Origin of the sequence: Limnohabitans curvus, from assembly GCF_003063475.1 — a bacterium.
Taxonomy (GTDB): Bacteria; Pseudomonadota; Gammaproteobacteria; order Burkholderiales; family Burkholderiaceae_C; genus Limnohabitans; species Limnohabitans curvus.
This window is the reverse complement of the sequence record NZ_NESP01000001.1, coordinates 1,801,644-1,813,859: the sequence shown is the minus strand read 5'-3', so window position 1 is coordinate 1,813,859 and position 12,216 is coordinate 1,801,644. Positions and strand designations below refer to the sequence as shown.

At 55.3% G+C, this 12,216-nt stretch carries 13 protein-coding genes; 8 read left to right on the top strand and 5 right to left on the bottom strand.

The window, feature by feature from the left end; genetic code table 11:
* Positions 1-18: 18 nt before the first annotated feature.
* Genes B9Z44_RS09135 through B9Z44_RS09115 form a run of 5 tightly spaced genes read right to left on the bottom strand, consistent with a single transcriptional unit; the run spans position 19 to position 5,007 of the window.
* Entirely contained in the window at positions 19-723 is a 705-nt protein-coding gene (locus B9Z44_RS09135) for a class II aldolase/adducin family protein (protein WP_108402870.1), read from the bottom strand.
* Positions 724-733: 10 nt separating this feature from the next.
* Positions 734-1,705, bottom strand: coding sequence for a Bug family tripartite tricarboxylate transporter substrate binding protein (locus tag B9Z44_RS09130; protein ID WP_108359801.1), 972 nt, complete (start codon positions 1,703-1,705; stop codon positions 734-736).
* A 21-nt stretch (positions 1,706-1,726) separates the two neighbouring features.
* Positions 1,727-2,719 (bottom strand): 4,5-dihydroxyphthalate decarboxylase, encoded by a 993-nt coding sequence (locus B9Z44_RS09125; RefSeq protein ID WP_108359800.1) that lies wholly within the window; start codon positions 2,717-2,719, stop codon positions 1,727-1,729.
* Positions 2,720-2,722: 3 nt separating this feature from the next.
* Complete coding sequence (locus tag B9Z44_RS09120; RefSeq protein ID WP_108402256.1) at positions 2,723-3,715, bottom strand: Bug family tripartite tricarboxylate transporter substrate binding protein; 993 nt, start codon at positions 3,713-3,715, stop codon at positions 2,723-2,725.
* Positions 3,716-3,741: 26 nt separating this feature from the next.
* Entirely contained in the window at positions 3,742-5,007 is a 1,266-nt protein-coding gene (locus B9Z44_RS09115) for a Rieske 2Fe-2S domain-containing protein (protein WP_108359798.1), read from the bottom strand.
* Between the two features lie 104 nt (positions 5,008-5,111).
* On the opposite strand from B9Z44_RS09115, the gene B9Z44_RS09110 reads away from it, so the two are divergent.
* The 8 genes from B9Z44_RS09110 to B9Z44_RS09075 are packed head-to-tail and all read left to right on the top strand — an operon-like array spanning position 5,112 to position 12,202.
* On the top strand, positions 5,112-6,065 hold the full coding sequence (locus tag B9Z44_RS09110) for a PDR/VanB family oxidoreductase (RefSeq protein WP_108402255.1): 954 nt from the start codon (positions 5,112-5,114) through the stop codon (positions 6,063-6,065).
* Complete coding sequence (locus tag B9Z44_RS09105) at positions 6,062-7,255, top strand: Gfo/Idh/MocA family protein (RefSeq protein ID WP_108402254.1); 1,194 nt, start codon at positions 6,062-6,064, stop codon at positions 7,253-7,255. The genes B9Z44_RS09110 and B9Z44_RS09105 overlap by 4 nt, the downstream gene beginning before the upstream one ends.
* Positions 7,256-7,744, top strand: a complete 489-nt coding sequence (locus B9Z44_RS09100; protein WP_108359795.1) for a MarR family winged helix-turn-helix transcriptional regulator — start codon at positions 7,256-7,258, stop codon at positions 7,742-7,744. It begins immediately after the preceding gene.
* 49 nt (positions 7,745-7,793) lie between these two features.
* Positions 7,794-8,495: an energy-coupling factor ABC transporter ATP-binding protein gene (locus B9Z44_RS09095; protein WP_108402253.1), complete on the top strand. Its 702-nt coding sequence runs from the start codon at positions 7,794-7,796 to the stop codon at positions 8,493-8,495.
* Between the two features lie 4 nt (positions 8,496-8,499).
* Positions 8,500-9,093 carry a CbiQ family ECF transporter T component gene (locus B9Z44_RS09090; RefSeq protein WP_108402869.1) on the top strand — a complete coding sequence of 198 codons (594 nt, stop codon included), beginning with the start codon at positions 8,500-8,502 and terminating at the stop codon, positions 9,091-9,093.
* 22 nt (positions 9,094-9,115) lie between these two features.
* Positions 9,116-9,676 (top strand): biotin transporter BioY, encoded by a 561-nt coding sequence (locus B9Z44_RS09085; protein ID WP_108359793.1) that lies wholly within the window; start codon positions 9,116-9,118, stop codon positions 9,674-9,676.
* Positions 9,645-11,054: an AMP-binding protein gene (locus tag B9Z44_RS09080; protein ID WP_245912796.1), complete on the top strand. Its 1,410-nt coding sequence runs from the start codon at positions 9,645-9,647 to the stop codon at positions 11,052-11,054. Before B9Z44_RS09085 ends, B9Z44_RS09080 begins: the two co-directional genes overlap by 32 nt.
* Entirely contained in the window at positions 11,033-12,202 is a 1,170-nt protein-coding gene (locus B9Z44_RS09075) for a thiolase family protein (RefSeq protein WP_108402252.1), read from the top strand. The genes B9Z44_RS09080 and B9Z44_RS09075 overlap by 22 nt, the downstream gene beginning before the upstream one ends.
* Positions 12,203-12,216: the final 14 nt, after the last annotated feature.

Here is a 12,216-nt window from a genome sequence, read left to right as displayed (position 1 = left end):
ATACATAGGCCTAAATTGCTAGCCCCTTTTTAGTGCGTTGCGTTTCCACATTTCCCAAGGGCGATCGAGGTGCAAATCATTCATGTCTGACGTGGCTTTCGCTTCAGCTTCTGTGAGGAAATTGATCTCACCCAAACGTGACGCTTCGCTTTGCAAGCGCGCATTGCTCTCGGTGTAGATGGCGCGAAACACGGCTTGTTGGATGGCGTTACCCACCGTCACACTGCCGTGGCCTCGCATGAGCGCCACATTGGATTGGCCCAACACAGTGGCCAGCGATTCACCCAGGGCTTGGTTGCTGATCAACAAATCGGTGCTCTCACCCGCGCTGTGGCGAATGTCGTAAACGGGCGTCACCGCGCCTAAGAAGCCACTCATGTGACAAATAGGGCGCAGCCGCGCGCCTGTGACGCCAAATGGAATCACAGCCGGTGAATGGCTGTGCACCACCGACATCACATCAGGGCGGGCTTTGTAGATGGCGCTGTGAATGAAGCGCTCGACATAGGTGCGGCGGCCTTGCGGGTCGTGCACGTTGCCGTCTAAATCGACCTCCACAATGTCTTGCGCCTCGACCAAAGCGGGCGCCATGCTGCGCGCAATGAAAAAGCGATCGGGCTTGTTGGGGTGACGCACGCTGATGTGGCCAAAGCCATCGAGCACACCTTCGTTGACCAGGATGTGGTTGGCCAGCGCCAAGTCGTCTAAGAGTTGTGTTGTCATGGTGTTTTCGTTATTCAGCTTTGATGCCGGCATAGGCAGCGACGCGTGCCCAACGCACCAATTCGGAGCGCATAAAGTCTGTGCCGCTTTCGGATGAGGTGAAGAAGGGCTCAAAACCCAGCTTCTCAAACTTGGCTTTCATCTCGGGTGTGTTGCCCACTTGCACAAATGCCGCGTTGAGTTTTTTCACAATGGCTGGCGGTGTGCCTGCAGGGGCATACACCGCAAACCAGTTGGCCAAGTCCACGCCTTTGTAGCCTGACTCAGCCAACGAAGGCACATTGGGCAAGTTAGGGTTGCGCTGCGAAGCGGCCATGGCCAACGCGCGGATGCGCCCTTGCTGGATATAGGGCAACGCGTTTTGCACAGGGCTGAACATGTAAGCCAGTTGACCGCCCACCAAATCTGTCATGGCTTGGGATTGCCCTTTGTAGGGGATGTGATTGGTTTTAGTACCCGCGAGTTGGTTGAAGAACTCCGCATGCAAATGCTGTGGGCTACCCATGCCTGCAGTGCCGTAGTTCAGCTCGCCTGGGCTGGCTTTGGCCAGATCGACAAATTCACGCAAGTTGTTCGCCTTGACCGAAGGGTGCACCACCAGCACCGATCCCGTTTGCCCAACCAAAGTAACGGTTTGCAAATCCTTCAACAAGTCATAAGGCAGCTTGCGATACACCGCCACATTGGTGGCAATGGTGCCCGGCGACAGTAGCAAGGTGTAGCCGTCGGGCTTGGCTTTGGTCACAGCTTCCACGCCGATGTTGCCGCCAGCACCCAAGCGGTTTTCAATCACCACCGACTGGCCCAGCAACTCACCCACTTTTTGCCCCAAGGTACGCGCTAATAAATCTGTGCCGCCACCCGCGGCGACGGGCACGATGATTTGAATGGGTTTGTTTGGGTAGCTTTGCGCAAAGGTACTGCCCAGTGGACATGCAACGCTCAGCGCAACAACAACCATCCTAAGAAAAAACTTCTTCATGCTGACTCCTTATGAAAGAACTTAAATCTTGAACGCTTCAAGCGACTCTGGTGCAAACAACTCCGCCACATCCAATTGACGAGGCGACAAACCTTGTTCGTGGTGATAGCGGGTAAAGGTCTCTAGTGTTTTGCGGTTTTTCTCAAGGCCATAAGACCACCAGTCGTCACCAAACTCACGGCGTGCATCTTCCACATGTGCCGTTAACCAAGGCAGCATCGCCTTGAGTGCAGCCGTTTCGTACAAGTCGTCATACGTGCGGCGCTGCGCTTCAATGAAAGCCTTGGTCAACGATTGCGCAATCCAACGGTTTGCTTCATACACCTCACGGCGAATCACCACCGTGTGCATGATTGGAAAAATGCCTGTTTCACGGTAATAAGCACGCTCGACATCGACATAGTTCTCAAACAAACGCTTGACCTTGCCATCGCCTTTTAGAAATGAAGATGGCATGCGCGCGGTGTAGAGCGCATCCAATTCACCATCGTGCAACATCTTTGACAAGGTTTGCGTGGGACCGATGGGGTTGACTTGAATATTCGGCGGCAATTGCAGCTTCATCTTTTCGATACGTCCCGACTCTTCTTCACCGCCAAATAAATACGGCTGCGCATCCACGGGCACACCGTAATGATCAGACAAGATGCCACGAATCCACACCGGCGCTGTCATTTGGTATTCAGGGCTAGCAATACGTTTGCCAATCAAATCTTTCGGCTCATGGATGCCGCTGTTGGCATTCACATAAATGCAAGAGTGACGAAAGAAGCGGGATGGAAAAATAGGCAACGCGACAAACGGACGCTCGGGTTTGGACAGCGTGACGCAATAAGACGACAACGACATCTCTGCCACATCAAACTCTTGAAACCGAGCCATGCGAAAGAAGGTTTCTTCCACAGGCAAATTCAAATAGTTCAAGTCAATGCCATCGACAGGCACCGTGCCATCCATCAAAGCACGGGTTCGGTCGTAGTTCCAACACGCAAAGCTCAGTTTCAATCGACTCACACATTACTCCTGTTGTTTGATGCCTGCGGCTTGGACGGCTTTGCCAAGGCGCTCGTTTTCGTCTGCAATTGCACGCGCATAGTCAATGGCGCTACCGCCAATAGCCTCAATCCCAGCATTGCTCAAGATTTGAATGGTTTCGGGTTGCTTAGCGACAAACGCCATTTCAGCACTGATACGGTCCATCGCTGCCTGTGGTGTTCCCGTGGAGGCCAACACACCCACAATGGGTGCAAAGTCAAAACCCGGAATCACTTCGGCAATGGTGGGGACGTTAGGTTCTTGAGCCGAACGCTTGCCTGAGTTACTGCCGACCAAGCGCACCTGACCCGACTTGACAAAGCCAGACAGTGACGGCAAAGCAGAAAACAACATCTCGACTTGACCACCAATCAACGCAGGTACAGATTGGCCAGTACCTTTGAATGGAATGTGCGTGATATCCAACGACAAAGCCGCTTTCATCGCTTCCATGCTCAGATGGTGCGTGCTGCCAATGCCAGAAGACCCATAAGTCAATGTGCCAGGCTTGGCCTTTGCCAACGCAATCAATTCACGTAAATTGTTGGCCGGTGTTTTGGGGTGAACGGCCAAATACAAAGGTGCTCGCGCGGCCAAAGAAACGGGAACAAAGTCACGCTTGTAGTCGTAGCTGATGGTTTTGTAGAGCGATGGATTGATGGAAAACATCGAACCATCAGTGACTAAAAAGGTGTAACCATCCTTTGGCGATGCAGCCATGGCTTGTGCAGCCACGACACCGTTCGCTCCAGGTTTGTTGTCAACCACCACAGGCTGACCCAAGCGATCGCCTAAGCGTTGCGCGTAAATACGCGCCACAGTGTCAGGCAACCCGCCCGCCGAGTACGGCACGATGAATTTGATGGATCGGTTGGGATACGCCTGCGCAAATGCAGCAGATCCAACACTTGCAGCAGCCACCGCCAGCACAACAGATTGCAATACACGGCGACGGAAAATATTGTTGAAATTCATGGTTTGTCTCCTGGTTGTTTTTTTAATTAAACGGGTTTTGCCTCGTGCTCTCGCCAGTCCACCTCTTTGGGGACGACGGCTTGATAGGAACACATCGTGCTTGGAATACGAAGCGGGCCAACCCCAATAGGAGGTTCGCCTTTCATAAAGCTTTGAACGGCCTCCAACATTTGTCGGCGAAATTCCACAATCGCTAAATCACTAGCGCCCAAACGGTCATGGGTACGGTCTGCAATGGGTCCCATCGTCACCCACATCGCCATGTCTTGGTTAGGAATACCTGGAATGCCAGTGAAGTTGCCGGCCTTCATCGCTTGACGGTCTTGCATGAAATCGTTCGCAACAGTGCGTACAGGCTTGAACTGCGCATCCACATCGACCCCTACTTGCGCGGACAAAAATTGGCGCCATGTTGCTGTTTCAGGCGTGCTGGCGGGGTCACCCCAAGCAATGAAATGAAACGCTGTATGTGTATCGTCAATGGCCGTATTGATGTTGGCGACGTTGTACAAATTATTGGGAGGAATTAAGGCCGAAGCAGGCGCAACAAACACCGTCGAACGCACATAGTCATGCGTCGCCGCGTTATGGATTGGGCGGCGAATCGCTGCGTAGCGAAAACCATAGGCATCACGCTGAGTTTGCATGCGCGGCGCTTTGTCAGTGGATGGACGAAGCCAGTTTTTGTCTGTTGCTTTTGCACCATCCACCCGAGCGGGCACCATGTCCGAAGAGTGCAAACTAGAGCTATGCGCCGAGTCAATTTGACCTTCCAAAATCTGCGCCCAGTTGCATGGGATGATGATTTTGGCAATCGACACACGAACATCTTCTGTCGGCGCCCAAGGGGGTGGCGTGAATTCGGTCATGGTGTCTGCAGGCCCCATGTAGGCCCACACAAAACCACCCCATTCTTTGGTTGGGTAAGCCGTGTGTTTGACCTTATTCGCCATACCGCTGGCCACTGGCTCTGAACTCATCTCTGTGACGTTACCTGCCACGTCCATCTTCCAGCCGTGATACAGGCAACGCAATCCACAGTTTTCATTACGGCCATAAACCAAGGATGCGCGGCGATGCGGGCAATATTCGTCCATCACACCCACACGTCCCTCGGTGTCACGAAACACCACCAAGTCCTCACCCAACACGCGGGCACGAATCGGTTTTCCATCAGGCTCGCTGACTTCTTCCAACAGACAAATGGCTTGCCAATGGCGACGCATAAGTTGCCCCATGGGCGCCTTGCCTTCCACACGGCACAACAGATCGTTCTCTTCCGGCGTCAACATAAATTTCCTTTTTGAGCTTGCAAAAATATAGTTAGATGGCTAAGATTATTTGAATTCTTGATCTATGTCAACTCAACCTCTGTCACACAAAGCACAACCTGTATATGAGCGAACCCTTCACTTTCCTGCGTGTCTCACGCAAACAATCAATTGCCACAGACATCACGTTGTTCGAGCTTGCGCACCCTGAAGGGCAAGAGCTGCCTGCATTCACAGCAGGCGCGCATATCACCGTACAAACCCCTTTGGGGATGCGTCGGAGCTATTCGTTGTGCGGAGATCCAGAGCAAACTACGACATGGCAAATCGCTGTCAAACGAGATGCAAAAGGACGAGGAGGCTCACAAAGCATGGTGGACAACGTGCAGGCAGGTGACTTACTCCCAACCTTGCCGTGGGCCAACCTGTTTGAACTCAATGAAACCGCTGCGTCATACATCTTTGTGGCAGGTGGCATTGGTATCACACCCATCTTGTCGATGATGCGTCGCTTGCTCAGCCAGGGCCGTACCGATTTCAAGCTGTATTACTGCACGCGTGATGCCGCTGGCACAGCCTTTATGGATGAGCTCCATGCACCTGAGCTGGCGGGGAAAATCACAGTTCACCACGACCATGGCGATCCTGCGAAAGCATTAGATCTGTGGCCTGTGTTTGAGCGACCCAGCAATGCACATGTGTATTGCTGCGGACCACAGGGACTGATGGACAGCGTGCGTGACATGACGGGACATTGGCCCAGTGAGCGCATCCACTTTGAGAGTTTTGGCGTGACACAAACTGGTTTTGCTGAAAACAAAACCTTTGACGTGGTGTTACAAAAATCAGGCACTCGCATGACAGTGCCTCCAGACCAAACTATTCTGGAGGCCTTACGCGCATGTGGGCATGACGTATCGAGCTCTTGCGAAAGTGGCACGTGCGGTTCTTGCCGCACAGGTTTGATCGCAGGAGAGGCTGAGCACCGTGACATGGTGCTCAGCCCTGACGAGCACACACATCAAATCATGGTTTGCGTTTCGCGTGCCAAATCTACAGAACTGGTGCTTGACTTATGACTTCATCGAAGCTTCGACTCGGTGTCGCAGGTTTAGGTCGAGCGTTCACTTTGATGCTGCCAACGTTGGCCAACGATACTCGCATTCAGTTGGTGGCTGCCACAGATCCACAGCCCTTAGCCTGCGCACAGTTTGAACGTGACTTTGGTATCGCATGTGACCCGAACTTTGAGGCTTTATGCGCCAACCCGAAAGTACAAGCCATTTACATCGCGACGCCACATCAACTGCATGCTGCGCAAGTAGAAATGGCGGCAGCGCATGGCAAACACGTCATGGTAGAAAAGCCCATGGCACTCACACTGGATGAATGCACGCGCATGATTGAAGCTACCGCACGCGCTGGTGTCGTCTTGATGGTGGGGCACAGCCATAGTTTCAACGCGCCAATCCTTAAAGCGCACCAACTCATTCAAAGTGGCGCATTTGGTCGCGTGCGAATGATTCATGCTTTAAATTACACCGATTTTCTATACAGGCCTCGCCGACCAGAAGAGCTAGATACGCGAGCAGGTGGAGGCGTGATATTTAGCCAAGCAGCCCATCAAATTGACATCGTGCGCCTCCTCGGCGGAGGCTGCGTCAACAGCGTGATGGCGCACACAGGTGCATGGGATGCAGCACGCCCCACGGAAGGTGCTTACAGCGCATTGCTCGGGTTTGAAGGCGGGGCATTTGCCAGTATGAGTTACAACGGCTATGGCCACTTTGACAGTGATCGCTGGATGGATGGCATTGGAGAATTAGGCCAAACCAAAAACTGGGCCGAGCATGGCATCGCTCGGAAACGTTTGATGAATGCAAGCACCGCTTCCGACGAAGCCACGCTGAAGGCATCACGAAACTATGGCGCTGCGCAATGGTCTGGCAGTCTCGCGCTGCCACCAAACGCACAGCACCAACATTTTGGTCCAATCATCGTCAGCTGTGACCATGCCGATTTGCGACCTACACCGCAAGGGGTGTGGATTGATGGCGACTTCGACGTCAAGCTCGATGCCTTAGAACCTCCCCCCCTGCCACGCAGCGAAGTGATAGACGAGCTTTACAACGCCATCGTTCACAGCAAACCGGTACTGCATAGCGGCATCTGGGCACGTGCCACTACGGCGGTTAGCTTGGCAATTTTGAACTCAGCACAAAGCGGTCAAATTCAAATTCCGACCCACCAAATGCCACCGGCGTATTGAATGAAGAAAAATAAATTTGATGAAACGCGCAATATTTTGCGCCACTGGCAAGAAGATGTCCCCAACGACCGCCTTGCGCATTTGGTGCGTGATGCAGGACGTGCCTACACACGGGCCTTGCAGTTGCGCCTAGCCAAACACGGCGTACCGTTCGGGCACTGGACGTTTTTGCGAATTTTGTGGGAAACCGATGGGTTAACCCAGCGCGAACTCAGCGATCGCGCGGGCGTGATGGAGCCCACCACATTCGCGGCGATGAAAACCATGGAAGCACTGGGTTATATCGAACGCCGTCAACTACCAGACAACCGAAAAAATATGTATGTGTATCTCACCTCAGCAGGGCGCGCTCTCAAGAAAAAATTAGTACCTCTTGCTGAGGAGACCAATCAGGTCAGCATTCAAGGCCTCAATCCGTCAGATATTCAAACCACGCGCCGTGTGTTGTTCGCTATTTTGAGTAACTTGGCACAAGACGAGTCAGATTAAAAGATTTGCGCGCTGGTCGATAATTCAAGCTGTACATCTGTTTTTGAATATGCCGACAAATTCTGGCGCTCCAATTTTTTGCAAACCCCAAGACCTCCACCTTGACGAAATCACTTTGGTTCGAGGCGGTGTCGCCGTATTCAAAGCACTGTCACTGCACCTCAAAGAATCACGCATTGGTTTGATTGGCGACAACGGCGCTGGAAAAAGTAGTTTGTTTCGTCTCATTTGTGGCTTAGACACGCCGCAAGCTGGGCGCGTGACGTTGCCACACGGCCCCAACACGGTGGGCATGATGTTTCAAAACCCAGACGAGCAAATCATCTTTCCCACCGTGGAAGAAGAGTTGGCGTTGAGCCTGCATCACCTCAAACTGTCACGCCATGACGCACAAGCGTGTGTGCGTGATTGGCTCGCTGCACGCCACTTGGCGCACTGGGCGCCACGCGCGATCGGAAGCCTCAGCCAAGGCCAGCGCCAGCATGTGTGTTGGTTGGCATTGATGATTGCCTCGCACAGCACCCTCTTGTTAGATGAGCCTTTCTCAAGCCTCGATTTGCCAGGCCAAGCCTTGCTGCGTCGTGACATTGCACAAGCCAAAGAGCAAATCATTGTGTCGACGCATGTGCTCGATCATGTGCGGCACTTTGAACGCGTCATTTGGCTAGACCACGGCACCGTGCGATTGGATGGCTTGGGCGCTGACGTCTGCGGCGCTTACGAAGCCGATGTCGCGTTGCGAACAGCCTAAGTTCATGAAAAGCCTTTACAGCGAACAACGCACATGGCTACACGGTGTACCCGCTTCGGTGAAGTTGGTATTTTTGGCTGTGCTGGGCACCGGCTTGTTTTTCACAGACCAGTTACTCACACTGGGTGCAAGTGCGCTGGTGTGTGTGGCCATCTTCGTCTCGTTGGGGCGCATCACCGCCAGCGCCAAGCCTTTGCTGATGGGGCTCGTGGTTGCCAGCGTGTTGATTGCGGTGTTTCACCTGACCATGCAGCACCCCACCTTGGCTGCCGTGACGGTGCTGCGCTTGGTCAGCACCACCCTGATGGGCATTGCCCTCACACTGACCACGCGTTACAGCGATTTGCTGCATGTGTTTGAGCGTGTGTTGTCGCCACTGAAAATTGTCGGCATCGCGTCAGAGCAACTGGCTTTGCAACTGGCTTTGATGCTGCGATTTACCGAACATTTTTTCATTCTCTGGCGCCGCTTGGATGATGCACACCGCCTGCGCACGGGCAAGGCTGGCGGTTTTAAAATATTGGCTCCTCTCACCATTCAAATGCTGGTGGCTGCCCGCCGTGTGGCAGACACCTTGCACGTTCGCCTTCGTCGCTGAAGCGACGGCCACGATTTTTCTTATGCACACATCTTCACTCTCTATCGCCTTGGTCTCCTTGTTTGCGGCGCTCATTGCTGTCTTCGGCTTGATTCCCAAAATTGACTTGCCTTTGGGCGTGCCCATCACACTGCAAACCTTAGGTGTGATGCTGGCGGGTTGCATGCTGGGCCCCAAGCGTGCTTTACAAGCTTTGTTGTTGTTCTTGGCTGCGGTTGCGTTGGGCTTGCCTTTGTTGTCGGGTGGCCGGGGTGGTTTGGGCGTGTTCTTCTCACCTGCCAGCGGTTACCTCGTGGGCTGGCCTGTAGGCGCTTTTGTGGCGGGTTGGGTCATGGCGGTGCTGCCTAAGCATTCGCCGCGCAGCTCTGCCATCAGCGCCTTCATCGCCTCTGCCGTGGGCGGTTTGTTGGTGGTGCATGTGTTTGGTGTTGTGGGCTTGGTCAACATTGCCAACCTGTCGTGGGAGCAAGCCATCATGGGCACCTTGGTGTTTGTGCCCGGTGACTTGATCAAATGCGCGTTGTGCGCCACCGTGGTCCACACCGTGGCGCGTGGCTTGCCTGATTGGCGCTTTGGTGGCTGACCTGTTGGTGCATGCGCCACTGGCGCGTTGGGCTCAAACCCGCGCACATGTGGTGGCCATGGATGATGGGCAGACCACGCTCACCTTTGCGCAGCTCTACGCACAGGTTCAACAGCAAGCTCATGAACTGCAGCGCAGCCATGCGCCAGCCACCGTGTTTGTTGACGATCAGCTCACCACCATGGCGCAAATGGTGTCTTTCTTGGCCATCATCACCAGCGGTCGTTGTGCGGCGGTCAGCGACCCCGATTGGCCAAGTGCGGTGCGCCAAAACGTACAACAGACTTTCTCAACTGAACCCGCCACGCCACCAGCGCCCACGCCGACAAGCCCGTTCTACATTGGGTTTACCTCTGGCAGCACGGGCATACCCAAAGGGTTTCGGCGCCACCACCAATCGTGGACCGAGAGCTTGCAGGTCTGCATCGACACCTTTGGCGCAGATGCGGCCAGTTGTGTACTGGCACCTGGGCGGTTTTCTCACTCGCTGTTTTTGTTCGGCATGATGCTGGGCTTGTGGAGTGGGGCTGGTGTGGTGGTGCAGGAACGCTTCTCTGCCGCCCGCATGATGGACACCTTGAAACAAGGCCGCACCCCCTGCTTGGTGGCGGTGCCGAGCCAGCTGCTGCTCATGCTCGAATTAGCGGCACGCCGCGCCATCGCCCCCATGGAAGACGTGCGCTTGATCTTGATCAGCGGTGCGCGCTGGATGCGCGACCGCACCGAGCAGCTTCAAGCACTTTTTCCTAAAGCGCGCATTGTTGAGTTTTATGGTGCCTCTGAAACCAGCTTCATGGCCTGGATGGATGCCAATGCCTCTGCGCCACCCAATGCGGTAGGCAAACCCTTTGCCAACGTCGAGATTGACATTCGACACCCCACGCCACCGCTTGGCACAGGGCAAATTTTCGTGCGCAGCCCGATGCTGTTCATGGACTACGTGGGGCCGCAAACCGACCACACCGCTGCCGTGCGTGACGGCGATTGGCTGTCTGTGCGTGACATGGGGTACGTTGACCCGCATGGGTTCTTGTGCCTCGTGGGGCGTGAAAACCGCATGGTCGTCACCCAAGGCAAGAACCTGTTTCCTGAAGAGCTTGAAGCTGTGCTCATGACGTGCCCCGGCATTGCCCAAGCTTCTGTACATGGCGTGCCCGACCCCATCCGTGGGCAGCAAGTGGTGGCGGTGATACAACCTCATCCCACAGACACCCAAGTCACCACACAGCAACTGTCCGCCGCATGTCGTGCGCAGTTAGAAAGCTACAAAGTGCCCAAACGATTTCTCATGTGTGCAGACTGGCCCTTCACGGCCAGCGGTAAAACTGACCACCTCGCACTTGCAAAGGCATTGCCATGTCTACCCACGCTCCCTTGATTGCTGCATGGGCACGCAGTGCCGTTGTGGCGCGTGACGGCGCGTTCAAAGCCCTGCACGCGCACGACATTGCCGCCCCCGTGGTGCAAGCCTTGCTGCAACGTGCAGGTGTTGAGGCATCGCAGGTCAATGCGGTGGTGCTGGGCAATGCCTTAGGCGCAGGCGGCAATCCAGCGCGCATGTTGGCGCTTCATGCGGGCTTGCCAGAGGCGTGCGCCGCACTCACGGTGGACACCCAGTGTTGTGCCGGTTTAGATGCCATTGCCATGGGCGTGGCCCTGATCGCCTCGGGGCAGGCCGAGGTGGTGGTGGCAGGTGGCGTTGAAGCGTGGAGCCGCGCGCCCATCCGCATGCACCGCCCCTTGCACACAGACGAAGCAGCCGTGGCTTATGAACGCCCAGCCTTCGCCCCTCATCCAGACAAAGACCCAGACATGCTGCTGTCTGCCGCCCGCTATGCCGCACACAGCGGCTACACACGGGCACAGCAAGAAGCCTACGCCCAGCAGAGCCATTCACGCGCGGTGATGGGTGAACCTCACATCGCACAAGAAATTGTGGCTGTCGCAGGTGTGGTGCATGACAGCTACCCCAGACACATCGACAGCCACCGCGCCGCACGCATGCCGGTCGTGGCACGCTCAGATGCCGCGGCCGGTGACCCCCCCGATGCATGCGCCCTCAGCGCCTTGACCATTTCGGCACAAGCGGATGGCGCCGCTTTTGTGCTCCTGCTCAGCCCCAAAGCTGCCGCGCGTTTGAATCACCACGCGAAAGCCACTTGGGTGTCGAATGCATCCATTGGCGCTGCGCCCGAATTTCCGCTGCTGGCGGCCGAGCTTGCGGCGCGTGAAGCCCTGAAGCGCGCCAACTTTACGCATGCCAACGCGATGGGTTTCATCGAACTGCACGACGCTTTTGCCGTGCAAGGATTGAGCTTTACGGAGCGTTTGGGCGTGACGCCCGAATGCTTGAACCCCTTGGGCGGTGGGCTGGCCAGAGGCCACCCCATTGGGGCTTCCGCGGCGATTGCGCTGGTGCGTTTGCTGGCCAACCTTGAGCGTCACAACACCTCGGGGGCACACGGTCTTGCTGCCGTGGCTGGGGCTGGGGGGCTGGGGTCTGCAGCGGTGGTGCGCTGGCTGTAAACGGATGAGGCCGA

Bases quoted from the DNA above. Each gene is read 5' to 3' on its own strand.
- B9Z44_RS09115 (WP_108359798.1), bottom strand. From the start codon at position 5,007: ATGTTGACGCCGGAAGAGAACGATCTGTTGTGCCGTGTGGAAGGCAAG.
- B9Z44_RS09090 (WP_108402869.1), top strand. From the start codon at position 8,500: ATGAAAAGCCTTTACAGCGAACAACGCACATGGCTACACGGTGTACCC.
- B9Z44_RS09100 (WP_108359795.1), top strand. From the start codon at position 7,256: ATGAAGAAAAATAAATTTGATGAAACGCGCAATATTTTGCGCCACTGG.
- B9Z44_RS09095 (WP_108402253.1), top strand. From the start codon at position 7,794: ATGCCGACAAATTCTGGCGCTCCAATTTTTTGCAAACCCCAAGACCTC.
- B9Z44_RS09135 (WP_108402870.1), bottom strand. From the start codon at position 723: ATGACAACACAACTCTTAGACGACTTGGCGCTGGCCAACCACATCCTG.
- B9Z44_RS09105 (WP_108402254.1), top strand. From the start codon at position 6,062: ATGACTTCATCGAAGCTTCGACTCGGTGTCGCAGGTTTAGGTCGAGCG.
- B9Z44_RS09075 (WP_108402252.1), top strand. From the start codon at position 11,033: ATGTCTACCCACGCTCCCTTGATTGCTGCATGGGCACGCAGTGCCGTT.
- B9Z44_RS09110 (WP_108402255.1), top strand. From the start codon at position 5,112: ATGAGCGAACCCTTCACTTTCCTGCGTGTCTCACGCAAACAATCAATT.
- B9Z44_RS09130 (WP_108359801.1), bottom strand. From the start codon at position 1,705: ATGAAGAAGTTTTTTCTTAGGATGGTTGTTGTTGCGCTGAGCGTTGCA.
- B9Z44_RS09085 (WP_108359793.1), top strand. From the start codon at position 9,116: ATGCACACATCTTCACTCTCTATCGCCTTGGTCTCCTTGTTTGCGGCG.
- B9Z44_RS09120 (WP_108402256.1), bottom strand. From the start codon at position 3,715: ATGAATTTCAACAATATTTTCCGTCGCCGTGTATTGCAATCTGTTGTG.